Here is a 26,418-nt window from a genome sequence, read left to right on the forward strand (position 1 = left end):
GGGCGCGGCGCCCAATCCGACGATTGCACTTCTGGGCTTCGTGGCGATTGTCTGTGCACTTCGCTACGGCAACACTCGATAGCGATGATCCACCCCACAACCGGAGGCGGATCGAATCGTCGAGGACGAGGAGCACCACGAGTGCCGGATTTCGATCTACTGGTGGTCGGCGGCGGCCCGGGCGGGTATGTCGCCGCCATCCGCGCGGCGCAGCGCGGCCTGCGGGTCGGCTTGGTGGAGAAAGAGCGCCCGGGCGGCGTGTGCCTCAATTGGGGCTGCATTCCGACAAAAGCGATGCTGCGGTCCGCGGAGATATTCCAGACGCTCACGGCCGCAGCGGATTTCGGTGTCTACGCCGACAACGTGCGCTATGACTTCAGTGCGGTGCGGCAACGCAAGGACGGCATCGTCAAGCAACTCACCGACGGTGTGGCGAGCCTGCTCGCCGCCAACGGCGTGACAGTGATCGAGGGCCACGCCCGTTTCACCGGGCCGACCAGCGTCGAGGTATTCGAGGCGGGACCATCACCGATCTTCCCCGGCGGCCCCCGCTACGCCGCCGCTGCGGGGGCCACGGCCACCCGGACGATCACCGCGAGCGACGTGATCATCGCGACCGGATCGGTGCCCGTCCGGCCGGTGATTCCGGGTGCGGACCTGCCGGGCGTCATCACCTCCGACGGCGCGTTCGGGCTGACCGAGGTACCCGACCGCCTCGTCGTCATCGGCGGCAGTGCGGTCGGCGCGGAATGGGCCAGCCTGTTCGCGAGCTTCGGCAGCCGGGTGACCATCGTCGAACTGCGGGACACCCTGGTGCCGCTGGAGGACGCCGAGGTCGGCGCCGCGCTGGGACGGTCGTTCACCAAGCGCGGCATCACCGTGCTCACCAACTCCACCGTCGAATCCATCACGCGGACCGATGCCCTGCGGGTCACCGTCGCGGGCGAGCACGCCGCCGCCCTGGACGCGGACGTGGTGCTGGTCGGCGTCGGACGTCGTCCCAACACCGCCGACCTGGGCCTGGACCGCGCGGGCATCGACACCGATCAGCGGGGGTTCATTCCCGTCGACGAGCAGCTGCGCACCGGCGTGGAACACGTCTACGCCATCGGTGACGTCACCGGGCGCGCCCTGCTCGCGCACGTAGCCTCACATCAGGGCCTCACCGCCGCGGACGTGATCGCCGGGCACCCGGCGCACATCGACTACACCGCGATCCCGGCCGCCACCTTCACTCACCCGGAGATCGCCAGCGTCGGGCTCACCGAGACGAAGGCCCGCGCCGCCGGGCACGACGTCGTCGTCGCGCGGTTCCCCTTCGCGGCACTGGGCCGGGCCAAGACCTTCGGCGAAACCGAGGGCTTCGTCAAAATCGTTGCCGGGCAGCGTCATCGAGAAGTGCTCGGGGTGCACATCATCGGCCCGTCGGCCAGCGACCTGATCACCGAGGGCGCCCTGGCCATTGCCCTGGAGGCGACTCTCGACGAACTCGCCGACACCATCCACGCCCACCCCACATTCGGCGAGATCGGCATGGAGGCGGCCCTGGCCGGACTCGGACTACCCGTGCACATCCCGCCCCGGAAGCGTTGAGGAGCCTGTCGTGACCACCAGCACCGCACCCCGTAAGCCGAGTCGCGAGACAGCTCGGTCGACGGCCGCCCGCAGCTCAGCTCCGGTCGCCGAGGATCGCGCGAGCGACGACGCCGTACCCGCGCCGACGCACATCGACTCCGTCCCGGTCGACGCGCGCATCGCCGCGGAGGATCCGGACAGTCTGCGCGGGCTGTTTCGCGACATGCTGTTCGTGCGCCGATTCGAGGAGCGCACCGCGCAGAGCTATCAGCAGGCCAAGATCGGCGGCTACTGCCATCTCAACCTGGGCGAGGAAGCCACCGTCGTCGGCCTCGGCGCGGCCATGCGTCCGACCGACTATCTGTTCACCAACTACCGCGAGCACGGATACGCGCTGGCCAAAGGCATCGAACCCGGCCGGGTCATGGCGGAACTCTACGGCCGCGCCACCGGCACCTCCAAGGGCTGGGGCGGTTCCATGCACATGTACGACACCGCGACCCGCATGCTCGGCGGTTACGCCATTGTCGGCGGTCAGGTTCCCTTGGCCGTCGGCGCGGCGCTGGCCATCGACTACCGCGGCGGCGACGACGTCGTGGTGTGCCAGATGGGTGAGGGGACGACGAACATCGGCGCGTTTCACGAGTCGCTGAACATCGCGGCGCTGTGGAACCTGCCGGTGGTGTTCCTGGTGATCAACAACCAGACCGGGATGGGCACCACGGTGGAACGTTCCTCCGCCGAACCGGATCTGTGGAAGCGCGCCGCCGCCTATCGCATGCGCGGGGAGCGGGTCGACGGCACTGATGTGCTGGCCGTGCGCGATGTGGCCGGTGAGGTGATCGAAACCGTCCGGCGCGAGAAGAACCCCGCGCTGCTCGAGGCGGTCAGTTACCGTCTCAAAGGTCACTCCGTGGTCGACCCGGCAAAATACCGCACCGAAGAGGCCGTCTCGACCGCCCGGAGCAACGACCCCATCGTGCGCTGGCGCGACGCGCTGCTCGCCGCCGGTGTGCTGGACGATCGGTCCGTGGCCGCGCTCGAAGCGGAGGTGACGGACGCGGTCGCCGCGGCGGTCGAGTTCGCCGACGCCAGTCCCCATCCGGAGCCGTCGAGCCTGTTCGACTACAACTACGCGACGCCCGTGGCGGGTGACTCGCGCCGCCTGCCCGCCGATCCGCTTTTCCGCGATTAAGGACATCACCGTGGCTGTCATGACCTATCGGGAAGCGCTGCGCGAGACCCTCCGCGAGGAGATGCGCCGCGACGACGATGTCTTCCTCATCGGGGAGGAGATCGGCGTCTTCGAAGGTTCCTACAAGATCACCGCGGGCCTGCTGGCCGAATTCGGCGAGAAGCGGGTGCGCGATACTCCCATCGCCGAGGAGGGCTTCGTCGGAGCCGCCATCGGCGCCGCCATGCTGGGACTGCGCCCGGTCGTCGAGATCATGACGATCAATTTCTCGCTGCTCGCGCTGGATCAGATCGTCAACCACGCCGCGAAGATCTACGGCATGTTCGGCGGGCAGACCAGCGTGCCCATGGTCATCCGCACCCCGGGTGGCGGCGGGCAGCAACTGGGCGCGACGCACTCGCAGAACGTGGAGTTGTACTACGCGTTCGTGCCGGGCCTGAAGGTGGTCGCGCCGAGCACCCCGGCCGACGCGCGAGCACTGCTGAAAGCCGCCATCCAAGACGACGATCCGGTGTTGTTCCTGGAGAACCTGTCGCTGTACAACACCAAAGGCGAAGTGCCGGACGATCTTCCGAGCGCCGAGATCGGCAAGGCCGCGGTCACGAGGACCGGCTCCGACATCACGCTGATCGGCTACTCCCGAATGGCCACCATCTGCTCGGAGGTCGCCGAGCGACTCGCCGCCGACGGTTACTCGGCCGAGATCATCGACCTGCGCAGCCTTCGTCCGCTGGACCGCGCCACCCTCGTAGCGTCCGTCCGCAAGACCGGATGCGCCGTGATCGGCGAGGACGATTGGCTCACCTACGGCATCGGCGCCGAGGTCGCCGCCTCCATCTCCGATGGCGCCTTCGACTACCTGGACGCCCCGGTGCGGCGGGTGGCCATGGCCGAGGTACCGCTGCCCTATGCCAAGCCGCTCGAACGGCTCGCCCTGCCATCGGCCGATTCGCTGTACACCGCCGCGGTGGAAACCCTCGCGGCAGTCGGCAAGCGACGCTGAGACACCAGAGGACGCATTCATGCCCGAAATCACCATGCCCCGTCTCTCCGACACCATGGAGGAAGGCGTCATCGTCTCCTGGCTCAAGCAGGTGGGCGATCCCGTCGAACAAGGCGAAATCCTCGCCGAGATCGAAACCGACAAAGCCCTGATGGAACTCGAGGCGTACGACAGCGGCGTGCTCGAGCAGATCCTCGCGGGAGATGGCGCGCGGGTGCCGATCGGCACTCCGATCGGCCTCATCGGCGACGGCAGTGGTGCCGCCGCGAGCGGCTCCGCCGGTAGCGCGCCCGGCCCGGCCACGAACGCACCCGTCGAGCAGGCCCCTCGCGAGACGAACAGCTCCGAGCTCGGCATTCAGCGCGCGGTTTCGGCTGCCCCCGTCGCCGAATCCACCTCCCACACCCCCACGGCGGCGGAGCGAAAGAAGGCGTCTCCGCTGGCACGCAAGATCGCCGCCGAGCTCGGCGTCGACATCACCACCGTTGTCGGCACCGGTCCAGGTGGACGCGTCATCCGGCAGGATGTCGAATCCGCCCATCGCACAGCCGAACTCGATCCGCAGCAGCAAGTCGTCCCCGCTCCCCCGGTCGCGCTCGCGGCTCCGGTCGCGGGCGACTACGAGGAAATTCCGCTGACCACTGTTCAACGCGTCTCGGCCACGCGGCTCACCGAGAGCAAACAGCAAGCTCCGCACATCTATTTGACCACCGCGATCGATGTGACCGAACTTTTCGAATTCCGCGCACAGGTCAACACCACACTGGCACAGACAGGTGCGAAGGTCAGCGTAAACGATCTGCTGCTGAAGGCCGTCGCCGTGACGCTGCGGAACAACCCAACGGTCAATGTCTCCTTCGCAGGCGACAAACTATTGCGGCACCGCGGAATCCACCTCGGTATGGCGGTCGCGACGCCCGCGGGCCTTCTCGTTCCCGTGCTGCGCGACGCCGATCGCAAGAGCGTGTCCGAGATCGCGGCCGAGAGCCGGGACAAAGCCGAACGCGCCCGCGAGCGCAAGCTGCGCGCCGACGAGATGAGCGGCGGCACTTTCACGATCTCCAACCTGGGGATGTTCGGTGTCGAGCACTTCACCGCCGTCATCAACCCGCCGGAGGCCGCCATCCTGGCCGTCGGCGCGGCCACGGACGAACTGCGTCTGGACGACGGCCGAGTGGTGACCCGGAAAATCCTGCGGATCACCATGTCCGCCGACCACCGCGCCATCGATGGAGCCGTGGCCGCGCAGTTCCTGCACGAGCTGAAGGACCTGCTGGAACATCCGCTGCGCATCGTGACCTGACGTTTCGGTGCTCAGCCTGCCGAGCGGGAGGTGAACTTTCCGCGCTTCGGAAGAAGCACACGACCTTACTTGCCGCGTCCTGACCAGCGACCGAACCATCGCCGGACACGCTCGGTCAGGCCCGGCACAGGTTGCGGCTGCGCACGGGCGATTTCCCCGGTCGCCGCCTGGACGAATCGCGCGTGCAGTTGTTCGCGCACCTGGTCCGGAGTGTAGGCACGGCGGCGGCGCTCGGCGCGCACCACCACGACGCCGGTGGCGACCACACCGGCTACACCCGCCAATCCCACTGCCTTCCACCACCTCATACCGCATAGGCTACGACCATGACGGGGACGGGCATCGATCTCGACCGAGCAGTCGAGGTCACCAGGACGGGTGACATCTGGCTTTTCCGTGGCCATTCCACAGCCGACCGGGTCATTCGCATGACGACGAACAGTCCGGTGAATCACGTCGGGATGTCCGTCGTGATCGACGACCTGCCCGCGCTGATCTGGCACGCGGAGCTCGGACGCTCGCTACCCGACATGTGGTCGGGAACCGCACACCGTGGCGCCCAGTTGCACAACCTGCGCGATGCCGTGCTGGTGTGGGCGCACCGCTACGGTCAGCAGGCATGGTTGCGCCAGTTGGATCCGCCCGCGACCAGAGAAATGGAGGACAGCGTGCTGCGCACCATCGCCCGGCTCGACGGCACTCCCTTTCCCTCCACCGCGGGCTTGGCGGGGCGCTGGCTCCGCGGTCGTGCCCGTCTGCCCCGCCGGAAGCCGAGCCGATCGACCGCCCGCGAACTGGAGAACGCGTACTGCGCCGAAATCGTCGCCGCGACATACCAAGCGATGGGCCTGCTGCCCGAACACCGCAGCCCCGACTGGTACGACCCGGGCCGATTCTGGAGCGGAGACCGACTACGGCTGTCCGGCGACCACGCATTGAGTGGCGAAATAGCCGTCCGGACACCGGATCGCACGAATTCCTGACCGAATCGGGAGCCCGGAGGTCTGGAACGCGCAGGGGTTCTCGGCGAGTGAGAAGGGCAGTGGCGGCATTCCGCTCGGCCGTTACCGAATCCCACTGCCCCAGAAAAAATCACCCCGATTTTCACGATGTGTAGCCGATCGGAATATTCGTACAGTGGCCCGATATGGTCCCATCATCCGATCAGTGAAGGGTGCTTTTCTTGCCGACGCATAGTCGAGTCATCGCGTGACCACCTACCGGCAGGACGGTATGCCGGTCGAACTCCCCTCGCTGCGGCCATTGTTGTTCACCGTGTACGTACCCGCGGCGGCGTACGGAATCGGTATGGGAGCCGCGGCGCCGGTCATGGCGCTCACCGCGCTCGACCTGGGTGCGTCGCCTGCCGTGGCCGGACTGACGGTGGCCCTGGTCGGACTCGGACAGATACTCGGCGACATTCCCGCGGGACAGGTCGTGGCCCGGCTCGGTGAACGGATCTCCATCGTCGCCGCGAGTACGGCCGGTTCGATCGGGGTGCTGATGTGCTTGTTCGCCCGGGCGGTGCCGATCTTGTGCGCGGGGCTGATCATCGTCGGACTGTCGAACGCGGTCTGGGGATTGGCTCGGATGAGCTATCTTTCCGAGGTCGTACCGTTCGAACGCAGAGCGCGGGCGATGTCGTTGTTCGGTGGAGCCATGCGACTCGGGTTCTTCGTCGGCCCATTTCTCGGCGCGGCCGCTATCACCGGTTTGGGCGCGCGCGGTGGATTCGTCGTCCAGTTGATCGCCATCGGGATCGCCGGGTGGCTGATGGCCCGACTGCCCGATCCGAAGACCTCGGCCGCCGCGGCGACACCGCGACCGCCGTTGTCGCTCATCGAGATCACGCGTGCACATCGTGCGCTGTTGCTGACGCTGGGCGGCGGGTCGTTGTTGATGGGCGCGGCGCGTTCGTCACGGGAAGCCGTACTGCCGCTCTGGGCGGATCATCTCGGCGTCGACGCGGCCACCGCGAGCCTGATCTTCGGCATCGGAGCGGGCCTCGATGTGCTGTGCGCCTATCCGGCCGGCCATGTGATGGACCGGTACGGCAGGCGCTTCATCGCGGTGCCGTCGCTGCTCATCCTGACCGTCGCGTACTTCTCGGTGGCGCTGACCCATTCGGCGCTCACACTCGGTGCCGCGGCGATCGTCATGGGGATCGGCAATGGTATCGGAAACGGTGTCATCATGACCATCGGCGCCGATATCGCGCCCGCCGCCGGCCGTGCCGAGTTCCTCGCCGCGTGGCGGCTCACCCATGACGGCGGCTTCTTCGTGGGGCCGCTGGTGGTCAGCGGGCTGGCGGCGATCGGTCCGCTGGCCGTGGCGGTCCTCGCCATCGGAGGAGTATCGGCGCTCGGTGCCGGGGTGATGGCTCGATACATTCCGGTGTACATCCCTCGGCCCGCACTCGGCAATCGCCCACTTCGCCCGTAGTCACCGTTCCGGCTGATCGGACAGGGGCGACGGATCAGGTCCGCCTACGCAGCGCAGCCTGATCCGTCGCCTGTGTTACTTCGAAGCCTGCGAGTTGTACTTGTTGGTGTAGAACTTCGACGGCCCGAGCGAACCGGTGATGGCGCCGGTATCCCGCAGCCAGTCCTCCCAGCGCAGGAAGTCCGCGTCGACGATCGCGCCGTTGACGGCGGGCACGCCGACCGAAAGCCAGTACTTCACCGACGAAGCGTCCTCCCCCGAACGCTTTCGCTTTTCGATGATGTCGGTGAACTTCGCGATCACCTGGTCACGAGGAGTCGTCTTCTGCCACTCGATGGCCTTGGCGACCCCGTCGACGAATGCGCGGACACTATCGGGGTTCTTGGCGATGAAGTCGTTGCGGAATACGTACTGTCCGCCGTTGAACGGGCCGAACTCCTCGTAGTCGGTGAAGACCGGACGGAGACCGCCGTTGGCGATCGCACGCTGCTGGAACTGTCCGCTCAGAGCGGCGACGTCGACCTGGCCGCGCCGCACGGCGTCCTCGGTATTCGGCGGTGGCAACACCACCAGCTGAACCGACTTGATCTGCTGCTCGGTCAAACCGGCCTTTTTCAGCGCGGTGTGGACGTCCGCCTCGGCCTGACCGCCCAGGGTGTTCACCCCGATTTTCTTGTCCAGCAAATCTTTCGGAGTTCTGATCGGGCTGTTGTCGGAAACGTAGAATCCGGTGAACGTCTTCTCATCGGACCCGTAGTAGTTCACCACCGCCGTGATCGGCGCACCGCCCTGCGCCAGCTTTGCCACCGCTCCGCCGAACGCGCCGCCGAAGTCGACCTGGCCGGTCGCCGCCGATTGAATGTCCTGCGGGCCACTGATGGTATTGCCCTGCCATTCGAGCTTCACTTTGCCTTCGAAGAAGCCGAGCTCCTCGGCGAGTTCGGGAATGATAACTTGCGAGGGCCAGCCTTGATACCGAAGTACCGGCACGCCGCCGGAGGTACGGGCCTCTCCGCCACCGCATGCGGTCGACAGCAGCGCCACAGTGGTGGCAACTACCGCACCTATCAGAAACTTGCTACGCGTCATCACGCTCATGCTCTCCCTCGATACATCGGCCAACGCGCCGTCGCGTCGCAGTGCAGCGATCGTTGAGCATCCGCTATTTCGTGTCCATGGTTGTCTTCGGCGAGATTCGAAAGGACACGGAGGATTGCCGGGCCGGTGGCCCGGTGGCACGTCTCCCGCGCAGGCAGCCGCGATCATGACGCGTACTACCCGCGAACCACGCATGCGCACTCGTGGCGGAATAAAAACCGGCTTGGTCGCAAATCGTGACCCGCGCCGGTCGAGCGCCCAGTATGGATAACCGCGGCGCGCCCGCTTCGCGTGCACGCTGGTCACCGCGGTGGCCAGACCACGGCCTCTGGAAGGGAGTCGGCTCGAGATGAGTCTGTCGTTCCACTGGTTCCTTCCCACGTACGGTGATTCCCGCGGACTGATCGCAGGTGGGCACGGCACTTTCATGTCCGGTGACCGCCCGGCCAGCCTGCGGTATCTGAACCAGATCGGCGCCGCGGCCGAGGACAACGGGTTCGAGGCCGTGCTCACCCCCACCGGCGCGTGGTGCGAAGACGCCTGGCTCACCACCGCGATGATGGTGGAGTCCACTGAGACGTTGAAGTTCCTGGTGGCCTTCCGGCCCGGCCTGGTCAGTCCGACGCTCGCGGCGCAGATGGCGGCCACCTTCCAGCGGCACTCCAGGGGCAGGCTGCTGCTCAACGTGGTCACCGGTGGCGAGCCGCATGAGCAGCAGGCCTACGGCGACTTCCTGGACAAGGCCCAGCGCTACGCACGCACGGGCGAATTCTTGCACGTGGTGCGGAAACTGTGGACCTCCACCGAGCCGGTGAAGTTCGAGGGTGAACACATCCGAGTCGATCGGGCACTGCTGAGCAATCGACCGGACCCGGTGCCGCCGGTGTTCTTCGGCGGTTCTTCCGAACCGGCGGGCCCGGTCGCGGCCCGCTACAGCGACACCTACCTGACCTGGGGTGAGCCGCTGCCCGCGGTGAGCAGGAAGCTGGAATGGATCCGCCGTCTGGCGGTGGACCACGGCCGTGTGCTCGACTACGGCCTGCGCGTCCACGTGATCAGCCGCGACACCTCCGAACAGGCGTGGGCCGAGGCCGACCGGCTACTGTCCGGCATCGACCCGGCCGACATCGAACGGGTACAGGCGAATCTGGCGCGCAGCGAATCCGAAGGCCAGCGGCGCATGCTGGAACTGCACGGCGGCAGTACCGAACGGCTGGAGATCGCGCCCAACCTCTGGGCGGGCGTCGGCCTGGTCCGCGGCGGCGCGGGCACCGCCCTGGTCGGTTCGCACGCCGAAGTCGCCGAACGGCTGGCCGAATACGCGCACCTGGGGATCACCCACTTCATCCTCTCCGGCTACCCACACGTGGAAGAGGCGTACTGGTTCGGCGAGGGCGTGCTACCGATCCTGGAACGCGAGGGCCTGTGGCGGCATCCGAACCGCACGGCTCGCGTCGCCGCCGCGACGCCCTTCGCCACGTCACCCAGCAGCTGAGAGCAACACCCCAGTTATTCCAACGCCCCGCCGAGCGGCGAGAATGGTCTATCGGTCCGGCACACCGCCGTGGCCGATCGACCGTTTCTCGAGGGAGTCATGACCACCGCATCTGCCCGGCGATGGCGCCGCCGCCTACCCGACACCGCGACCGAGGCGGGCGCCCCTACGCTGGCGCGCAGGCTCGGACGGCTCGATCTCACCGCGATGGGCGTCGGCACCATCGTCGGCGCGGGGATCTTCGTCATCACCGGCGTGGCGGCCGCGGAGAAGGCCGGGCCTGCCATCGTGCTGTCGTTCGCCTTGGCCGGAACGGTGTGCGTGCTGGTGGCGCTGTGCTACAGCGAACTCGCGGCGATGGTGCCGGTCTCCGGCAGCGCGTACACCTATACCTACGCGACCCTGGGCGAGGCTCCGGCATTCCTGGTCGGTTGGAACCTCCTACTGGAGTTCGTCATCGCGGGCGCCGCGGTGGCGATCGGCTGGTCGGCGACCACCGTGTCCGCGCTCGACTCGCTGTTCGGGGTCACCGTCCCGCACGCAGTCGTCGCGGGGCCGGCCGAAGGCGGCGCGGTGAACCTGCCCGCCGTCCTGATCGTCGCCGCCGTCGTCGCGGTGCTGGTCGGTGAGGTGACGTTCACCGCGCGTATCACCAAGGCGCTGGTCGCGGTGACCATCGGCGTGCTCGTGCTGGTGATCGCCGTCGGCGCCCCGCACGTGAGCGGGGACAACTGGACCCCGTTCGCGCCGTTCGGGGTCGGCGGGATCATCGGCGGTGCCGCGATCGCGTTCTTCGCCTTCCTCGGTTTCGACGTGGTCGCCGCGTCCGCGGAGGAGGCGCGCCACCCTCGCCGCGACGTACCGTTCGCGATCATCGGCACGGTGCTCATCGCCACCGTGCTCTACGCGCTGGTCAGCGCCGTACTCACCGGCATGGTGCCGTTCGCGACGCTGAACAACAGCGCGCCGATCGCCACCGCGTTCGGCGCGGTGCGCATCGGCTGGATCGGCGACGTCATCGTGATCGCCTCCATCATCGCGCTCACGAAAGGCTTGCTGCTGATCGTGTACGCACAGGTGCGGTTGATGTTCGCGATGTGCCGCGACCGGCTGCTGCCCTACTCCCTCGCGGCGACCGGCACACGTTCCACGCCGGTGCGGCTGACGTTGCTGCTGGGAGCGCTCGGCGCGATCATCGCGGGCCTGCTGCCGATCGACATCGTGGTCGAACTGGTGAACATCGGCGCGCTGTCGGCGTTCGCGGTGGTGTGCGTGGGTGTGCTGGTGCTGCGCAGGGCGGAGCCCGAGCGTGAACGCCCGTTCCGCACCCCGCTGGTGCCCGTGGTCCCGGTGCTCGCGCTGATCGGCTGTGTGCTGCTCGCGACCACTCTGGACGCGCTGACCTGGGTGCGGTTCGGCGTGTGGGTGCTGGTCGGCATCGCGGTCTACCTCGGATACGGTCGCAAGCGCTCCACCCTCGCCGAACCGCGCCTCGGCGCCACCCCGCCGACCGGCTCCTGACTCACTCCGCCGCGAAGAACAGTCCCGCGCGGTAGGCATCGCGCGGAGACAAAGAACCCTCGTCCGTCTCGAGAACCGGCACATCCGCATTCCCGATGACGTCCACGATGCGTGTGGCAGATGCCACGCCGCCAGGCACGACGGAGGATTCGCAGGATTCCGGCACTGCCCTACGCTGATGTGGTGGATTCGGTCAATTTGGACGACGTCGACCGAGGCCTGCTGCACGCGTTGCAGCTCGACGGCCGGGCGCCGTTCAGTAGGCTCGCCCCGGTGCTGGACGTCTCGGAACGCACGCTGGCCCGCCGCTATCGGCGTTTGCTGGACACCGGAGGGCTACGAGTGACCGGTGTCGCCGACACCGGGCGGGTGGGCCACACCGAGTGGCTGGTCCGGCTGCGGGTCCGGCCGGATGCCACCGCCGCGCTGGCCCGCACCCTCGCCTGCCGTGCCGATACCGCCTGGGTGACCGTCATCAGCGGCGGAGCCGAACTGATCTGCCTGTTCCGCGCTCTCGGCGACGCGCCCCTGCCCGAACTGGCCCGCCATCCGGCGGTCGGCGCGGTGGACGCCCAGCGGGTACTGCGGCACGTCATGCAACGGCGCTGGCGCGGACGGATGTCGGCACTGTCCGCCGAGCAGGGCGCGGCGCTGGGCGCATCGCGCACCGGCCCGGCCGCGACCGTGGCGCCCAGCGAGCTCGATCGGCTTCTGCTTCCAGCCCTGGCCGTCGATGGGCGGGCAGCGTATCCACGGCTCGCGCGAGCCGTGGGTTGGTCGGAATCCGCCGTGCGGCGGCGGGTCGAGGAACTGCGCCATGCCCGCGTGCTCGAATTCGATGTCGAGATCGACCCCGCGCTGTTCGGGTTCACCGTGCAGAGCCTGCTGTGGCTCACGGTTTCCCCCGCCAACCTGCTCACCGTCGCGACCGCGCTGGCCGCCGATCCGGAGGCGGCGTTTGTCGGCGCGATCACTGGACCGCACAATCTGCTGGTGTGCGTCGTCTGTCGTGACGCGGACGATCTGTTCCGCTACACCACGGAGCGGATCGGGGCGCTGAGCGGAGTCAATCGGATGGAGATCAGCCCGGTCAGCGGCTACACCAAGCGCGCCGCGCCACCGCGATACACCTGACGCCGAGTTGCATCCGCTGCCGAAACATCCAGCAGCACAGCATCTTACGCGGCAACGAGTGCATCGTCGGTTCCACGTGGATCAGGACCGCCGCCACCGAGCGACACCGTTCGGACGATCCGCCACTCCCGCGGCCGAGTTGTGGATCACAACAGCCGGGCCGCCACGCCGCCGCACGCGGGCGATTGAATTAGGGTCGATCAGGTGAGCTGGACCGTGGGCTTCGACCTGGACATGACGCTGATCGACTCGCGGCCGGGCGTCGTCAGGGCCATCGACCTGCTCGGCATCGAGTTCGATCTGCCGCTGCGCGGGACGACCTTCGCCGATCGGCTCGGCCCGCCGCTGGCCACCCTGCTCGTCGAAGCGGGCGCGCCCGAGGATCTCGTTCCGTCCCTGGTGACCCGCTACCGCGCCCTCTATCCGACGATCGTCTCGAGCATTCCCCCGATGCCGGGCGCGCAGGCCGCGCTGGCGGCCGTCGAAGCCCGCAACGGGCGAATCGTCGTGGTCACCGGCAAGCACGGCCCGCTGGCGCAGCTGCACATCGCCGAACTCGGTTGGCGTGTAGACCATCTGGCCGGTGACCTCTGGTCGGCGGGCAAGGCGGCGACCCTGCGCGAACAAGGCGCGAATCTGTTCGTCGGCGACCACGTCGGCGACATGACCGGTGCGCGCGCCGCGGACGTCTTCGCCGTCGGCGTCAGCACCGGGCCGTGCACGGCCGAGGAACTGCGCGCGGCCGGCGCGGACGTGGTGCTGGCCGACCTCACCGAATTCCCCGCCTGGCTCGCGTCGGAATTCGGGGCCGTCACCACCGATGGGTGCGGTCGGACGTAGTCCGTCCTCAGTCCGCGCATGGCCGGAGCGAAGGCGGAAGTACGCCTCGCGGACCCTTGATCGCGGCCTCGACCCGTCGGGCTGCGCCCCGTGGCCGGTGTCGACCGCACACGCACGACGATCGGCAAGTATGTGTTCCCGCTCATTGCCGCGGTGGGTCTGGCGTTGTCGTTCGTCGACGTCGTGCGGACGAGTCCGATCGTCGGTATGAGCGCGCCGCTCTCCGATACGACGCGGTTCGATGACGGCGAAGTGGTCTTTGGGTCGGTTGGCAACCATTCCGATTCACTGCAGGCGGGTGTGTAATCTTTCGATGTGCGTCAGCGCATGCTGGGCGATATAGCTGTGAAGACGGGCGACTGATGGAGTGGGCCGGTGGTTTCCGGAGACGAGTCCGATCGTGCGATCACGGGGATTCGTGAAAGGGATACGAATCAGGTCGGGATGTGGCATTTCGGGTTCGGGGAGTAGCGCGACGCCGAGACCATGGGCGACTAGCGAGCGAAGGGTCTCGAATTCGGTGATCTCGAATGCGACGTTGGGTGTGAATCCGCTCTCGGCGCACCAGGAGTCGAGCAAGTTGCGCAAATGGTAGGTCGGGGGGTTGGCGATGAAAATTTCGCCGGACAAGTCGGCAAGGTCGATGGTGTCATGGGCGGTGAGACGGTGGTGGCGCGCGACGTAGAGGTGGATGCGCTGACGCCCCAGCACTATTGAAGGCAGGTCGGTAGGTGAGGGGATCATCACGGCGATATCGAGACGGCCGTCGCGGATCGACTCGGCGAGCGCTTCGCCGTGAGCCTGGACCAGGTGAAGCCGGATTCGGGGTGCGGTGGCGTGGAAGTCGGCCAGCAGCGAAGGCACGCTGATCGGCCCCAGAGTGAGTGGGAACCCGAACCGGACAAGTCCGCTGTCGGGGTCGGCGTTGCTACGCACCACGCTGACGGCGTCGTCGAGGGAGCGCACGAGACCACGGGTGCGTTCGAACAGCTCGAGCCCCGCCGGAGTGAGAGCGATCCCCCGACCCAACGGTTGGAACAGTTGTACTCCGAGGGTCTTCTCGACAGCTTTCAACCGCCGGCTCAGCGAGGACTGCGGGACTCCCAGCAGCTGCGCGGCACGTGTGATGTGTCCCTCACCGGCGGTGACATCGAATGCCGCCAGCAGTGGCACCAGCGCCCCGACCTCGGCCGACAGAAATTCATCCATTAATGGATGCTAACTGTCCACTATTGATTGTAGACGCATGAATCGGCCGGCCGTGAAGATTTCCTCGACACCGCTCCACGGGAGGAATCGACATGCAAGCAACACACACCGCGACCAGAAAACCGATTGCACCCGAAACGATTCTCGACGTTGTGCTGATCGGGGGCGGCATCATGTCCGCGACGCTGGGCGCGATGATCGCCAAGGTTCAGCCGGACTGGAAGATGGTCATGTTCGAACGCCTTGGGCAGATCGCCGCGGAGAGCTCGAATGCGTGGAACAATGCTGGGACCGGACATTCGGGACTGTGCGAATTGAACTACATGCCCGACCCGGACGACCCTACGAAAGCCGAGCAGATCGGTGGACTGTTTCACCTGTCTCGGCAGTTCTGGGCCGCACTGGTCGACGGCGGCGACCTCACCGACCCGGCAACGTTCATCAGTCCCACCCCGCACATGGACGTCGTATTCGGCGGGCGTGACGTGGCGTTCCTGCGCCGGCGGTTCGAGACCCTGCGGTCGTTACCGCTGTTCTCGGCGATGCAATACAGCGACGATCCCGAGGTGATCGCCACGTGGGCGCCGCTGCTGATGACCGGCCGCGAGCACACCGAGCCGGTGGCTGCCACCCGCTACGACCTCGGCACCGATGTCGACTTTGGTGCTCTGACTGCGGCGTTGGTCGGTGTCATGACCAAGGCCGGGGCGCAGGTGAAGGTCGGACACGAGGTGACCGGGCTTCGTCGCGACGAGGATGGGGTCTGGACGATCACAGGTCGAGACCGGGATACCAGACGGCGGTTCACCGTTCGAGCCAGGTTCGTGTTCGTCGGTGCGGGCGGCTATGCTCTCAAGCTGCTGCAGAAGGCCCGGATCCCGGAAGTTCGTGGCTATGCGGTCTTTCCATTCGGCGCCCAATTCCTGCGGACGGACAATCCCGACGTGGTCAACCGCCATGACGCGAAGGTCTACAGCCAGGCGTCACTCGGTGCGCCGCCGATGTCGGTGCCGCACATGGACAAACGCGTGATCGACGGTCAGCAATCGCTGTTGTTCGGCCCCTACGCCACCTTCAGTACACGGCTGCTCAAACACGGCCGACTTATCGACCTGTTCACCACGCTGCGCCTACGAAACATCGCGGTCCTGCTCGCGGCCGGTATCCAGAACCTGGCACTGCTCCGGTACCTGATCGGGCAGTTGCTCTCCACACACCGCCGCAAATTCGCACAATTGCAGCGGTTCTACCCGACCGCTGACCCCGCCGACTGGTATCTGGTCCAGGCCGGACAACGCGCTCAGTTGGTCAAGCCCAGCCCCGATTGCGTCGGCGTCCTCTCCTTCGGCACCGAACTCGTGACCGGGGCCGAAGGAACGATCGCGGGACTGCTCGGCGCCTCTCCTGGTGCATCGACGGCTCCGGCGATCATGCTCGACCTGCTCACGCGGTGCTTCCCACACGAGAAAACCCGTTGGGAGCCGATACTCCACAAGATGATGCCGGCTATGACAACACCGGTGGGCATCGAGCAGCAGCGCGTCGATGACAACCTCGCTTGGACGGGGCAGGCCCTCGGTTTGGCCTAATATCTCGCAGCTGGTGCATCAGCCGGATCAGAACAGTATGACAGGCCGTGACAGTCTCCCGTCATACGGCTATTGCCGGAACCCGCCCCGCTTGATTCGTTGGCATGCGGGGGCACAGACCGCGAAAGCCACCCGCGCACTGCTTGACCACGAGCGCCAATGCCACCGCTACCACGCGATGAGGAGGTGGCAGATCGATCCGCTACTGTGCGGCGCGTCCGCGGATCAGCGCAGCAACGCGATGACCGGGGCGAACTTCTCCATGCTGTCCTCGAGGACGGTGACGTAGCTGATGCCGTAGCGGTCCCGCCGATCGCGCAGTCGGTCGGCCATGTCCTCGGGGGTGCCGATCAGCAGGATCGGGTGCTCCTCCGGGGAGTCGGCGACGTCCGGCGGCAGCGCCGGACCGAAAACCTCCAATACGCTCGCGCGCTCGCGGGGCGGAACCACTCGCTGCACAAGGATGTTGAACTCGACCCGGTCCCGCCGTGGACCGAGCAGTTCCCGGACGTAGGCGACGCGCTCCTCGATCTCGGCGAGCCCGGCCATCTGCAGTGGCCCGCCGTTGCGCGCGGCCGCCGCACCGGTGAAGGCGATGATGTCGGCGTGGCGCGCGGCGACGCCGAGCAATCGGTCACCCCATCCGCCGACGAGCACAGGCGGACCCGACGGCTGCGCGGGCCGCGGCTGATACTCCGGATCGGCGAACAGCCTGCGCAGTGTGATCACCGTCTGCTCCAGGTGCTCGACGCGCTTGCTCCCGCTGTCGAACGGGATGCCCGCGGCCTCGAATTCCGCCCGCACGTAGCCCGCGCCGAGCCCGAGTTCGACCCGTCCGTCGGTGAACTGATCGGCACCGGCCACATCGCGGGCCAGCAACACCGGGTTGTAGAACGCGGTGTTGAGCACGAGGGTGTTCAACCGCACCCGCTCGGTCGCCTCGGCGGCCAGGATCATCGCGGGGAACGGCGCGGGCAGGCCCAGATGGTCGGCGACACCGACCACGTCGAAGCCGAGTTCTTCTGCCCGACGGCACTTTTCGATCCAATTCGACCGGGAATCGGGGACCACCATATTGACACCGAATCGGAAGGGGCGCTGCGCAGTCACGTGTCCTGTCTAGCGAACCGGCACCGACCGCCGCACTTCGGGGCCGGTTCAGCACTGGGTGAGCGCGCCCGCGGCCACCGCGACGCCGAGCAGTGCGATGACAGCGGCGGCCACCGGCACCGGTCTGCGCAGCGCCTGCCGGAGCGGGCCTGCAGCGCCGCGTCCGGCGGAGGTGCCGTGCGGGAATCGGCGGGCGAACCAGCGCCGCGTCATGGCGACCGCGGTGATGATCAACGTCGCGACCAGCATGCCCGCGCCCTCAGATCCGCACGGCGCGCGGGGCGGACCTGCGGCGCTGTGGCGTGACGATTCCGTGCCGCAACAGGCTTTCGGCGGTGTCCACCACGGTTTCCCGCACCGGCCGCATGGTCCAGCCCAGTTCGCGCCGGGCTTTCTCGGCACTGAGCGACTCGGTGCGTCCCAGCGTCGGCAGGGTCAGCCGGACGCCCTTGTCGACGATCGCGACGCAGCGCACCAGCCAGTCCGGCAGCTGCCTGGTCGGTACCCGGAATCCGCGCGGCCCGTACTCTTCGGTGAGGATGCGCGCCATCTCCGCCATCCATAGGTGCTCGCCCGCGCAGATATAGCGGTTGCCCGCGGCGTCCGGCGTCTCCAGCGCGAGCCGGTGGGCCGCGGCGAGATCGCGCACATCTACCGGCGCCCAGCCGACGCGAGGCGTGCCGGGCACGTCTGCGGCGAGCAATCTCCGCACAGGCTCGTGCGAGGTGCTCGTCGCGGTGGACAGCACCGGCCCCAGCACCATGCCCGGATTGACGACGACCAGTTCGAATCGCTCGCCCGCCGGAAGTTGCGCGACGAAATCCCAGGCCGCTCGCTCGGCCAGCGTCTTGCTCTTCTGATAGGCCGGGCTGCGCTCGACCACCGTCCAGTCGCTCTCCGTGCGCAGAACGTCCTCGGTGTGTCCGGACACGATCGCGGCGATCGAGGAGGTGAGCACCACCCGGCGGACGATGCCCGCGGCGGCGCAAGCGCGCAGCACGCGCAGCGTTCCCTCGACCGCGGTGTCGATGAGTTCACGCTCGTCGTCGGGGGGAGTGGTGGGGAACGGCGAGGCGACGTGCAGCACCGCGGTGCTACCCGCGACGGCGGCCGCCCAGCCGTCGTCGCCGTTGAGGTCGGCTTGCGCGAACTCCAGTTCGCCCCCGGTTCGCCGAGCCCGCTCGACCAGGTGTGCCCGTTTGCCGGTGTCGGCGAGGTCGCGAACCGTCGCGCACACGGCGTAGCCGTGCTCCAGCAAGTCGGCGATGACGTGACCGGCGACGAATCCCGTTGCGCCGGTGACCGATACCCGTGTGCCCATGGCTTCATCCGTTTCGTGGAGTGGCTACCGGGACGCCCATCTGAGCGCCGCTCAGATAATCTAAGCACCGCATAGTTAGGTTGTCCAGGACGCATCACATACGCTCGGACGGTGACGCGGACCAGTTACCACCATGGAGCCCTGCGCGACGCGCTGCTGGCCGCCTGCCTGCGTTTGATCGAGACCGAAGGACTCGCAGCGGTCAGCCTGCGCCGGGTGGCTCGCGAAGCGGGCGTGAGCACCGCGGCGCCGTACCACCACTTCCCCGACCGAGCCGCCCTGCTGGCGACGCTGTCCACCCAGGGTTTCCAGTTGCTCGCAGCGCAACTGGCGGCCGCCCGCTCCGAGGCGGCAACGCCGATGGCCGCCCTGACCGCCCTGGCGAACACCTATGTGCGGTTCTCGCGCGAACAACCGGCCTACTTCCGCTTGATGTTCCGGCCCGAACTCTCCCAGCCCGACAAGCATCCCGACACCGTGGCGGCCGGCGACGCGGCGTTCGGGGTACTGGCCGACGCGATCACGGAATGTGTCCGCGCGGGCGTGCTACCGGCCGATAAAGCCGACACGCTGGCCGTCATGTTCTGGGGCATCGGCCACGGCCTGGCCTCGCTTTGGCTGGACGGGCAGCTGGAGAAGCGCGCGGGACAGTTCGGCAGCACCGCCTCGGCGTTGGTCGACGACGTGATCCGGACCTTCGCGACATTGATCGAACCGGGCACGCCGCCGCTGCCCTAGAGTGAATGCCAGACGTTTGCTCCTCCGATGCTTCCCACACCGATCCGAGAGGACGACACGGATGACCGCGCAGCTGGATCCGACGGTGCAGGAGTTCGTCGACGCGCTCAACGCCAATGATCAGGACCGGTTCTACGCGGTTCTCACCGACGACGCCACCATGTCCGACGACGGTGTGGAGCGCAACCTCGCGCAGTGGACCGAAGCGGAGATCTTCGACACCAATGCGCGGATGCGAGTCGAGTCGGCCGACGACAACGGCACCGAACTGGTCGCCGACTACACCAATTCCCGGTGGGGCTCGATGCGAACCACGTGGCGGTTCGTGCTGCGGGAAGGCAAAGTGAGCCGTTTCGAGACCGGACAGGCGTGAATACCCTTGCCGGCCTGCCGTCCGTGTTGACATCCTGACTTTCGTGTTCGTCGCGCCGCGCTACGGTACGGGTTCCCTGGCCGACCTGTTCCCCTCCGTCCTCGCCGGTCTCGGCGTGCCCGGCGAGGCGGACCGCCTCGGACTGCGGCTCGACGCCGACCAGGTCTGCGTCCTGCTGGTGGACGGGCTCGGCTACCACGATCTCGTAGCGAATCCCGCTGCGGCGCCGTTCCTGTCCGGGCTCGCACCGACCTCGCTCACGGCCGGTTTCCCGACGACGACGGCTACCAGCCTCGCCTCCATCGGGGTGGGCGTTCCACCCGGCGAGCACGGCATCGTCGGCTACCTGTTCCACGTCCCCGGCTACGACCCGCTGTTCACTCCCCTGTCCTGGCGGCTGCACGGCGTACCGAAATCCGATCTGCGGAAGGAGCTCGTTCCGACGGAGTTCCAGCCCCGCACAACGGTTTTCCAACGCGCCGTCGCCGACGGCATCGCCGTCGCGCAGGTGTCGCCACGTGATCAGGCGGGATCGGGACTGACCGAGGCGGTATTGCGCGGTTGCGAGTTCCGCCCGCAGTTCTCGTTCGGCGATCTCGTCGCCAATGTGAGCGACGCATTGCGCGCCGGTCCACGCTCCCTGGTCTACACCTACCACGGCGATCTCGACCTCACCGGGCACGTGCGCGGGCCCGCCTCCCGGTCCTGGGAATTGGAACTCGCGAACGCCGACCGGCTCGCCGCCGCGCTCGCCGAGGAGTTGCCCGCCGGCGCGGTGCTGCTGGTGACCGCCGATCACGGCATGGTGCAGGTGGACGACCGTATCGATTTCGACACCACCCCCGCGTTGCAGGAGGGTGTCCGAGCGCTCGGCGGTGAGGCACGCGCCCGGCACGTCTACACCCAGCGGGGCGCCGAATCCGACGTCGCGGCAGCATGGCAGGCCACGCTCGGCGCGGACTTCGCGGTGCTCGCTAAGGAGGAAACCGTTGGCCGAGGCTGGTTCGGCCCCACCGTCGACCCCGCGATCGCCGAGCGCATCGGCGATCTGGTCGTGGTCGCCCGTGGTCGACGCGGGGTCATCCGGACCGGCGCGGAACCGCTGCAGTCCCGGCTGATCGGCCACCACGGTTCGCTCACCCCGGCGGAGATCGATGTTCCGCTGTGCGTCTTCCGCGCCTAGAGAGCGCAGCCGGACGTAGTCCGTCCTCAACCCCGCGCACGGCCGCAGCGAAGTCGAAGGTACGCCTAATGTGCGCAGCCGGACGCAGTCCGTCCTCAACCCCGCGCACGGCCGCAGCGACGGCGGAGGTACGCATAAAATGGCGCAGCCGGACGTAGTCCGTCCTCAGCCCCGCGCATGGCCGCAGCGAAGGCGGAGGTACGCATAACGGGCACAGCCGGACGCAGTCCGTCCTTAGCCCCGCGCATGGCCGGAGCGAAGGCGGAGGTACGCATAACGGGCACAGCCGGACGCAGTCCGTCCTCATTCCGCGCATGGCCGCAGCGAAGGCGGAGGTACGCCTACTCTGGAGCCCGATTGCGGCGGGCGGCGCCGCCGAACCGTCAGGAGGAGTCCCATGAACGCCACGCTGTCACGAACCGGCCGAACCGGCCTCGGGATCGCGATGGTCGCCATGGCGCTCGTGGGCTGCACCGATATCGAACGCGCGCTCAACCGCGGCGGCGATACCCCCTGCAGCGAGTACGTCAAGCAGAACCAGGACGCCAAGCGCACGACGATCACCAAGTTCGTCAAGCAGCAAAGCAAGGACGACCGCGAACCGGCGGGGACGGTGGTGGACGCGACGATCGTCTCGGTCGATCTGTTGTGTGGAGCCCAGGCCAACGCCGACACCCCGATCAAGAACGCCGACATCGCAGGCATTTTCATCCGGAAGTGACCGCTCAGCGCGGCGGATGGGCGGCAAGCCAGTCGGCCGCGCGCTTACGCGAGGCCCGCGACAACCAGGCGTCCTGGATGACCTCGGTGAGCTCTTGGCGGCTCAGTTCGCCGAGGTGGGCCGCGCGCACCAGGACCGACGGATGCCCGTCGAAATGCGGCGTGGTGAAGAACGGCGAGTCCGGATCCTGGACCAGTGCTTGTTTGTCCGACTCCGATGGCACCCAGATCACGATCACATCGGCGTAGCGTTCGCCGGTCACCGGGTCGACGGCGTCCGGGCGTGGATTGCGGAAGAACACGAACGATTTGCCGCCGACCTGGTAGATCGGGTTACCGCGCGGTCCGTCGACGCGCGTCACATAGGGCATACCCGAGGCCACTTCGTGCACGTCGGCGAGGCGCGCCCGCCCAGAACCGGTCCGCATGCGAGCAGCTTATGGTGTGACCGGCCACTTCCGTCCGGGTGGGCACGACCACCCGGACGGAAGTCGTGCGTCAGCGCCCGGGCAGGAAACGCAGACTGCGGGCAACGGTCATCAGGAACGGCTGCCACTTGCCCTTGGGGAACAGCTTCGGCGCGTCGAGATTCATGAAACGCGTGACCACGATCGACTGCGGCTCGGTGAATTTGAGCAGGCCGTCCGGCCCGTGCCGGCGCCCCACACCGGAGCTGCCCATACCGCCCATCGGAGCCCCGGTGGTGCCCCATGCCGGCGCGTAGCCCTCGTCCACACAGACCGTGCCCGCGTGCAGCCGCGCCGCGATCCGCTCGCCTTCGGACTTGCTCGCCGCCCAGACCGAGGCGTTGAGACCGTAGTCGGTGTCGTTGGCCAGCCGCACGGCCTCCTCGACATCGTCGACCGGATAGATCGACACCAGCGGGCCGAAGGTTTCGTTGCGGCCGCATTCCATCTCGTCGGTCACCTCGCCGAGCACGGTCGGCTCGAAGAACAGCGGGCCCAGATCCGGGCGGGCCTTACCGCCGGTCAGCACCTTCGCTCCCTTCGAGGTGGCGTCCGCGACGTGCTTGGCTACCGTCTCCAGTTGCGCTTCGGAGATGAGGCTGCCGATGTCGGTCGAATAGTCGTAGGCGGCACCGAGTCTCGCGGCGTTCACAGCGGCGACGAATTTCTCGGTGAACGCCGCGGCCACTTGCCGCTCGACATAGAGCCGCTCGATCGAGATGCACAACTGCCCGGCGTTGGAGAAGCAGGCGCGCACCGCCGCCCGCGCTGCCTTGTCCAAGTCGGCGCCCGCGGTCACGATCATCGGATTCTTCCCGCCGAGTTCGGCGGAGAAGCCGATCAGTCTGCGGCCGCACTGTTCGGCCAGGGTGCGGCCGGTCGACGATGAGCCGGTGAACATCAGGTAATCGCAGGCCTCGACGATCGCGGTGCCGACGACGCCGCCCGGCCCGGGGACGACCGCGAGCAACTCCCGCGGCAGACCGGCCCGGTAGAGCAACTCCGCACCGGCCAGCGTGGAGAACGGAGTTTGGCTGTCGGGCTTGACCACCACCGCGTTGCCCGCGATCAGCGCCGGTATCGAATCGCCGATCGACAGCAGCAGCGGATAGTTCCACGGGGCGATGACGCCGACGACGCCTTTGGGTTGGTACCGCACGGAGGCCCGGTTCAGCACCGGAAAGGCGCCAGGTACCCGGTGGCCGCCCAGCAGGCCCGGCGCGGTTCTGGCGAAATAGCGGGCCGCGAACATCAAGCCCATGATTTCTTCTTGAGCCGCCCAGCGAGCTTTGCCGGTCTCGGCCTGCAGCACGTCCATCAAGAATGCGCGGTGCTCCACCACCAGTGCGCGGTAACGATCCAGTACGGCGGCGCGTTCGGCCACCGGTCTGGCCGCCCAGCGTTCCTGCGCGAGCCGGGCCTTGTCGAAGGCGGCGGCGACATCGGCCACGGTGCCGACCGGCACGCTGCCCAGCGGCTTTCCAGTGAAGGTCTCGGCGATCGTCTTGCGCTGACGTTCTGCGGGCGCCTCGATCGCGGCCAGCGCGCTGAGGCGGTCGAATACATCGGCTTCCGGCGCGGGCATCGTTGCCTCCTACTTGTGAGTAACCGAGGGATACGGACAATCTACGCCGCCACCGAGGCGCCATGAACTCGCAATGCGTTCCATCAGATCGTCGGCCGAATCACCAGGACGCTGTCACGTCAAATCCAGTCCCGCTCAGCGGGACACGACGCCCGAATCGCCGGGCTCGTGGATTACGTTGTGCCGATGTTCAGAGCGAGGCTCGGGGTTCGCGCCCGGATTCTGGCGATCGCGCTCATTCCGAGCCTGACTCTGCTTGTCGTCGGCGTGGGCGCTGCGAGCTATCTGGTCGCGGAAGGAACCAAAGCCAAGGACTGGGCCGCCGAGAACCAGAAGGCCATCTCCTCGACCAGGGAGTTGATGGAGGCGGTTCAGCAGGAACGATATTTGACACTCGCGCAGCTGAGCGGTGACCCCACGGCGGCGGCCCCGCTCGGCGCGGCGCGGATGCGGATGGACGGGGCGCTGCGCGGCTTGATCCAGGCCTCCGAGGGCCTCCGCGACGTCGACGACTCCAAGCTCGGCGACAACGTCGCCGACTTCACCACCCTGACTCAGAACATGGCCGCGGTGCGTTCCGGCGTCGACGCGGCGGCGCTGCCGCCCGCGGACGCGTACCTGTTCTTCAATCGCCTGCTCGACGTGATCTCCGTGGGTACGAAAATCGCCGAGCAGACCGCGCCGGACACCGAGATCGGCGTGCGCATCGCCACCGGCATGCGCCTGTTCAACGCCACCGAGGCGATGGCGCGCAGCAACGCGCTCGGCGGCCTGTACGTCGACGGCGCCGCCGCACCCGCCATTCCCGCCGAGGAGTACCTGCGGCAGGTCGGCTTCTATCACACCGAGATCGCCGCACTCAGCGCGGAACTGCAGGGCACCGAGCAGCGTCAACTGCGGACGCTGACCGCGGGGCCGGCTTGGCAGCAGCTGACCACGATGGAGAACGCCATAGCCCAGCGCGCCGTCGCCCCGGCCGCGTCGGCGACCGGTTCGAGCACATCCGGCAGCGGTGCCCGTTCGCCCGGTCCGCCTCCGCTGAGCACGCAGGAATGGCACAGCGTCGCCGCCGAGGTCAACCGCGGCCTGATCGATGCCTGGACCGCGCACAACCGGGTATCGCAGAAACTCGCGGAGGACAAGGCCGCCGCGACCGCGACCAGATCCGCGTTCGCCGGCGGCGGCGTGCTGGTGGTCAGCGTGCTGGCGTTTCTCATCGCCGTGGTGCTCGCCGATCGGGTCATCCGCCGGTTGAAGCGGTTGCGCGCCCAGACGCTGGCTATGGCCGATGAACGGCTGCCGGAGATGATGCGCAGGCTGGGCGAGGGCGAGACCGTCGATCCCGCGGCCGAATCCCCGAACCTGGACTACGGCAGCGACGAGATCGGCCAGGTCGCCACGGCGTTCCAGCACGCGCATTCCGCGGCCGTCTCCGCGGCGGTAGCCGAGGCTCGTACCCGGGAAGGCGTCAAGGCGGTGTTCTTGAACATCGCGCATCGCAGCCAGATCGTCGTCCACCGGCAACTGGAAATCCTCGATGAAGCCGAGCAGCGGCAGGAGGACCCGGTCCTGCTCGACACCCTGTTCCGCCTCGATCATCTCGCGACCCGGGAGCGGCGCAACGCCGAGAACCTCACCATCCTCGGCGGCGGCAAGCCGGGCAGGCAGTGGCGCAACCCGGTTCCGCTGGTCGATCTGGTGCGCAGCGCCGTCGGTGAGACCCTCGACTACACGCGGGTCCGGGTGGCGCGACTGCCCGAGATCCACGTGCTCGGAACGGTGGTCGCCGATCTCGTCCACCTGCTCGCGGAGCTGGTGGACAACGCGACCTCCTTCTCTCCGCCGCAGTCGCGGGTCGAGGTGACCGGCAACGTGGTCGGCAAAGGCGTCGTGGTCGAGATCGGTGACCAGGGCATGGGCATGTCCGAAGCCGACCTGGCCAAGGCGAACGAGATGTTGCGCAACCCGCCGGATTTCGGCGTGGCGGCGCTGTCGGAGGACTCGCGGCTCGGGCTGTTCGTGGTCGCGCAGCTGGCCACGCGTCACGGCGTCGCGGTGCGGCTGTCGGACTCCGACTACGGCGGGATCAAGGCCATCGTGCTCATTCCGTCCGCGCTGGTCGCGGCCGATTCCGCCGCGCCGCAGACACCGCCGCAGCTCACCGATCCGGGCAGCCGGCGCACGCTCACCGTCGGTACCGCGGTCGCGACGGATCCGGTGACTTCCGCGGCGTCGCCGGTGGCGACCCTGCCTGCCGCACCCGCCACGCCCCCGCGCTACGGACCTCGCTCGTACACCGAAGCGCCGACACAAGCGGGTCCGGACGGCCGTCCGGCGCTGCCCCGCAGGCACCGACAGCCCAGCCTCGCACCGCAATCGGCGCAGCCGGTTCCGGAGCAGGCCGCACCCGTGCGGCCGGCCCACTCCGCCGAGCACGCCCGTGATCTGATGTCCGCGATCGAGAACGGGACCAGACAGGGCCGTCGCGCTGTCATCTCCGACGAACAGGAAGGCTAG

The 26,418-nt window shown here is 67.8% G+C and carries 25 protein-coding genes; 17 read left to right on the forward strand and 8 right to left on the reverse strand.

Features of this window, described 5'->3' with window-relative positions:
• The first annotated feature begins 141 nt into the window (after positions 1–141).
• From lpdA to ACT89H_RS07225, 4 genes are read left to right on the forward strand one after another with little or no spacing between them, the layout of a single operon-like run.
• Positions 142–1,593, forward strand: coding sequence for a dihydrolipoyl dehydrogenase (gene lpdA / locus ACT89H_RS07210; protein ID WP_445107727.1), 1,452 nt, complete (start codon positions 142–144; stop codon positions 1,591–1,593).
• A gap of 10 nt (positions 1,594–1,603) precedes the next feature.
• Positions 1,604–2,770 (forward strand): pyruvate dehydrogenase (acetyl-transferring) E1 component subunit alpha, encoded by a 1,167-nt coding sequence (gene pdhA, locus ACT89H_RS07215; protein WP_445107728.1) that lies wholly within the window; start codon positions 1,604–1,606, stop codon positions 2,768–2,770.
• 19 nt (positions 2,771–2,789) lie between these two features.
• Positions 2,790–3,773 carry an alpha-ketoacid dehydrogenase subunit beta gene (locus ACT89H_RS07220; protein WP_445107729.1) on the forward strand — a complete coding sequence of 328 codons (984 nt, stop codon included), beginning with the start codon at positions 2,790–2,792 and terminating at the stop codon, positions 3,771–3,773.
• Positions 3,774–3,792: 19 nt separating this feature from the next.
• Positions 3,793–5,076: a dihydrolipoamide acetyltransferase family protein gene (locus ACT89H_RS07225; protein ID WP_445107730.1), complete on the forward strand. Its 1,284-nt coding sequence runs from the start codon at positions 3,793–3,795 to the stop codon at positions 5,074–5,076.
• A gap of 65 nt (positions 5,077–5,141) precedes the next feature.
• On the opposite strand, the gene ACT89H_RS07230 is transcribed toward ACT89H_RS07225, so the two are convergent.
• Positions 5,142–5,384: a hypothetical protein gene (locus tag ACT89H_RS07230; RefSeq protein ID WP_445107731.1), complete on the reverse strand. Its 243-nt coding sequence runs from the start codon at positions 5,382–5,384 to the stop codon at positions 5,142–5,144.
• An 18-nt stretch (positions 5,385–5,402) separates the two neighbouring features.
• Here ACT89H_RS07230 and ACT89H_RS07235 point away from each other — a divergent pair, with 18 nt between their 5' ends.
• Together ACT89H_RS07235 and ACT89H_RS07240 are read left to right on the forward strand one after the other, a co-directional pair.
• Complete coding sequence (locus ACT89H_RS07235; protein WP_445107732.1) at positions 5,403–6,059, forward strand: hypothetical protein; 657 nt, start codon at positions 5,403–5,405, stop codon at positions 6,057–6,059.
• A 250-nt stretch (positions 6,060–6,309) separates the two neighbouring features.
• Positions 6,310–7,518, forward strand: coding sequence for an MFS transporter (locus tag ACT89H_RS07240; protein WP_445108243.1), 1,209 nt, complete (start codon positions 6,310–6,312; stop codon positions 7,516–7,518).
• 75 nt (positions 7,519–7,593) lie between these two features.
• On the opposite strand, the gene ACT89H_RS07245 is transcribed toward ACT89H_RS07240, so the two are convergent.
• On the reverse strand, positions 7,594–8,607 hold the full coding sequence (locus tag ACT89H_RS07245; RefSeq protein WP_445108244.1) for an ABC transporter substrate-binding protein: 1,014 nt from the start codon (positions 8,605–8,607) through the stop codon (positions 7,594–7,596).
• Between the two features lie 358 nt (positions 8,608–8,965).
• Here ACT89H_RS07245 and ACT89H_RS07250 point away from each other — a divergent pair, with 358 nt between their 5' ends.
• The 5 genes from ACT89H_RS07250 (at position 8,966) to ACT89H_RS07270 (ending at position 13,912) form a co-directional block, all read left to right on the forward strand.
• On the forward strand, positions 8,966–10,111 hold the full coding sequence (locus tag ACT89H_RS07250; RefSeq protein ID WP_445107733.1) for an LLM class flavin-dependent oxidoreductase: 1,146 nt from the start codon (positions 8,966–8,968) through the stop codon (positions 10,109–10,111).
• 99 nt (positions 10,112–10,210) lie between these two features.
• Positions 10,211–11,632: an amino acid permease gene (locus ACT89H_RS07255; RefSeq protein WP_445107734.1), complete on the forward strand. Its 1,422-nt coding sequence runs from the start codon at positions 10,211–10,213 to the stop codon at positions 11,630–11,632.
• Positions 11,633–11,815: 183 nt separating this feature from the next.
• Positions 11,816–12,766 carry an Lrp/AsnC family transcriptional regulator gene (locus ACT89H_RS07260; RefSeq protein ID WP_445107735.1) on the forward strand — a complete coding sequence of 317 codons (951 nt, stop codon included), beginning with the start codon at positions 11,816–11,818 and terminating at the stop codon, positions 12,764–12,766.
• Between the two features lie 204 nt (positions 12,767–12,970).
• Positions 12,971–13,606: an HAD family hydrolase gene (locus tag ACT89H_RS07265; RefSeq protein ID WP_445107736.1), complete on the forward strand. Its 636-nt coding sequence runs from the start codon at positions 12,971–12,973 to the stop codon at positions 13,604–13,606.
• Positions 13,607–13,696: 90 nt separating this feature from the next.
• Positions 13,697–13,912, forward strand: a complete 216-nt coding sequence (locus ACT89H_RS07270; RefSeq protein WP_445107737.1) for a hypothetical protein — start codon at positions 13,697–13,699, stop codon at positions 13,910–13,912.
• On the opposite strand, the gene ACT89H_RS07275 is transcribed toward ACT89H_RS07270, so the two are convergent.
• Positions 13,892–14,815 (reverse strand): LysR substrate-binding domain-containing protein, encoded by a 924-nt coding sequence (locus tag ACT89H_RS07275; protein WP_445107738.1) that lies wholly within the window; start codon positions 14,813–14,815, stop codon positions 13,892–13,894. The genes ACT89H_RS07270 and ACT89H_RS07275 overlap by 21 nt on opposite strands.
• Before the next feature lie 92 nt (positions 14,816–14,907).
• On the opposite strand from ACT89H_RS07275, the gene mqo reads away from it, so the two are divergent.
• On the forward strand, positions 14,908–16,404 hold the full coding sequence (gene mqo, locus ACT89H_RS07280) for a malate dehydrogenase (quinone) (RefSeq protein ID WP_445107739.1): 1,497 nt from the start codon (positions 14,908–14,910) through the stop codon (positions 16,402–16,404).
• 225 nt (positions 16,405–16,629) lie between these two features.
• On the opposite strand, the gene ACT89H_RS07285 is transcribed toward mqo, so the two are convergent.
• From ACT89H_RS07285 to ACT89H_RS07295, 3 genes are read right to left on the reverse strand one after another with little or no spacing between them, the layout of a single operon-like run.
• Entirely contained in the window at positions 16,630–17,514 is an 885-nt protein-coding gene (locus ACT89H_RS07285; RefSeq protein WP_445107740.1) for an LLM class F420-dependent oxidoreductase, read from the reverse strand.
• Positions 17,515–17,562: 48 nt separating this feature from the next.
• Positions 17,563–17,763, reverse strand: a complete 201-nt coding sequence (locus tag ACT89H_RS07290) for a hypothetical protein (RefSeq protein ID WP_445107741.1) — start codon at positions 17,761–17,763, stop codon at positions 17,563–17,565.
• 10 nt (positions 17,764–17,773) lie between these two features.
• Positions 17,774–18,835 carry an SDR family oxidoreductase gene (locus ACT89H_RS07295; RefSeq protein WP_445107742.1) on the reverse strand — a complete coding sequence of 354 codons (1,062 nt, stop codon included), beginning with the start codon at positions 18,833–18,835 and terminating at the stop codon, positions 17,774–17,776.
• Between the two features lie 111 nt (positions 18,836–18,946).
• Here ACT89H_RS07295 and ACT89H_RS07300 point away from each other — a divergent pair, with 111 nt between their 5' ends.
• The 4 genes from ACT89H_RS07300 to ACT89H_RS07315 all read left to right on the forward strand — a co-directional run bounded on the left by ACT89H_RS07300 (position 18,947) and on the right by ACT89H_RS07315 (position 21,850).
• Positions 18,947–19,573: a TetR/AcrR family transcriptional regulator gene (locus ACT89H_RS07300; RefSeq protein WP_445107743.1), complete on the forward strand. Its 627-nt coding sequence runs from the start codon at positions 18,947–18,949 to the stop codon at positions 19,571–19,573.
• Positions 19,574–19,634: 61 nt separating this feature from the next.
• The gene (locus ACT89H_RS07305; RefSeq protein ID WP_445107744.1) at positions 19,635–19,946 is read left to right on the forward strand and encodes a nuclear transport factor 2 family protein; all 312 of its coding nucleotides are present in this window, start codon (positions 19,635–19,637) and stop codon (positions 19,944–19,946) included.
• 43 nt (positions 19,947–19,989) lie between these two features.
• Complete coding sequence (locus ACT89H_RS07310) at positions 19,990–21,129, forward strand: alkaline phosphatase family protein (protein WP_445107745.1); 1,140 nt, start codon at positions 19,990–19,992, stop codon at positions 21,127–21,129.
• 397 nt (positions 21,130–21,526) lie between these two features.
• Positions 21,527–21,850, forward strand: a complete 324-nt coding sequence (locus tag ACT89H_RS07315) for a hypothetical protein (RefSeq protein ID WP_445107746.1) — start codon at positions 21,527–21,529, stop codon at positions 21,848–21,850.
• Positions 21,851–21,854: 4 nt separating this feature from the next.
• Here ACT89H_RS07315 and ACT89H_RS07320 read toward each other — a convergent pair whose 3' ends face one another.
• Together ACT89H_RS07320 and ACT89H_RS07325 are read right to left on the reverse strand one after the other, a co-directional pair.
• Complete coding sequence (locus ACT89H_RS07320) at positions 21,855–22,277, reverse strand: MmcQ/YjbR family DNA-binding protein (RefSeq protein ID WP_445107747.1); 423 nt, start codon at positions 22,275–22,277, stop codon at positions 21,855–21,857.
• Between the two features lie 70 nt (positions 22,278–22,347).
• The gene (locus ACT89H_RS07325) at positions 22,348–23,901 is read right to left on the reverse strand and encodes a succinic semialdehyde dehydrogenase (protein WP_445107748.1); all 1,554 of its coding nucleotides are present in this window, start codon (positions 23,899–23,901) and stop codon (positions 22,348–22,350) included.
• 186 nt (positions 23,902–24,087) lie between these two features.
• Here ACT89H_RS07325 and ACT89H_RS07330 point away from each other — a divergent pair, with 186 nt between their 5' ends.
• On the forward strand, positions 24,088–26,418 hold the full coding sequence (locus tag ACT89H_RS07330; protein ID WP_445107749.1) for a sensor histidine kinase: 2,331 nt from the start codon (positions 24,088–24,090) through the stop codon (positions 26,416–26,418).

This window comes from Nocardia aegles, assembly GCF_052545135.1.

Bases quoted from the DNA above. Each gene is read 5' to 3' on its own strand.
- ACT89H_RS07255 (WP_445107734.1), top strand. From the start codon at position 10,211: ATGACCACCGCATCTGCCCGGCGATGGCGCCGCCGCCTACCCGACACC.
- ACT89H_RS07235 (WP_445107732.1), top strand. From the start codon at position 5,403: ATGACGGGGACGGGCATCGATCTCGACCGAGCAGTCGAGGTCACCAGG.
- ACT89H_RS07250 (WP_445107733.1), top strand. From the start codon at position 8,966: ATGAGTCTGTCGTTCCACTGGTTCCTTCCCACGTACGGTGATTCCCGC.
- ACT89H_RS07225 (WP_445107730.1), top strand. From the start codon at position 3,793: ATGCCCGAAATCACCATGCCCCGTCTCTCCGACACCATGGAGGAAGGC.
- ACT89H_RS07315 (WP_445107746.1), top strand. From the start codon at position 21,527: ATGAACGCCACGCTGTCACGAACCGGCCGAACCGGCCTCGGGATCGCG.
- ACT89H_RS07295 (WP_445107742.1), bottom strand. From the start codon at position 18,835: ATGGGCACACGGGTATCGGTCACCGGCGCAACGGGATTCGTCGCCGGT.
- ACT89H_RS07220 (WP_445107729.1), top strand. From the start codon at position 2,790: ATGACCTATCGGGAAGCGCTGCGCGAGACCCTCCGCGAGGAGATGCGC.
- ACT89H_RS07245 (WP_445108244.1), bottom strand. From the start codon at position 8,607: ATGACGCGTAGCAAGTTTCTGATAGGTGCGGTAGTTGCCACCACTGTG.
- ACT89H_RS07305 (WP_445107744.1), top strand. From the start codon at position 19,635: ATGACCGCGCAGCTGGATCCGACGGTGCAGGAGTTCGTCGACGCGCTC.
- ACT89H_RS07240 (WP_445108243.1), top strand. From the start codon at position 6,310: ATGCCGGTCGAACTCCCCTCGCTGCGGCCATTGTTGTTCACCGTGTAC.
- ACT89H_RS07230 (WP_445107731.1), bottom strand. From the start codon at position 5,384: ATGAGGTGGTGGAAGGCAGTGGGATTGGCGGGTGTAGCCGGTGTGGTC.
- ACT89H_RS07290 (WP_445107741.1), bottom strand. From the start codon at position 17,763: ATGCTGGTCGCGACGTTGATCATCACCGCGGTCGCCATGACGCGGCGC.
- ACT89H_RS07275 (WP_445107738.1), bottom strand. From the start codon at position 14,815: ATGGATGAATTTCTGTCGGCCGAGGTCGGGGCGCTGGTGCCACTGCTG.
- ACT89H_RS07330 (WP_445107749.1), top strand. From the start codon at position 24,088: ATGTTCAGAGCGAGGCTCGGGGTTCGCGCCCGGATTCTGGCGATCGCG.
- ACT89H_RS07325 (WP_445107748.1), bottom strand. From the start codon at position 23,901: ATGCCCGCGCCGGAAGCCGATGTATTCGACCGCCTCAGCGCGCTGGCC.
- mqo (WP_445107739.1), top strand. From the start codon at position 14,908: ATGCAAGCAACACACACCGCGACCAGAAAACCGATTGCACCCGAAACG.
- ACT89H_RS07320 (WP_445107747.1), bottom strand. From the start codon at position 22,277: ATGCGGACCGGTTCTGGGCGGGCGCGCCTCGCCGACGTGCACGAAGTG.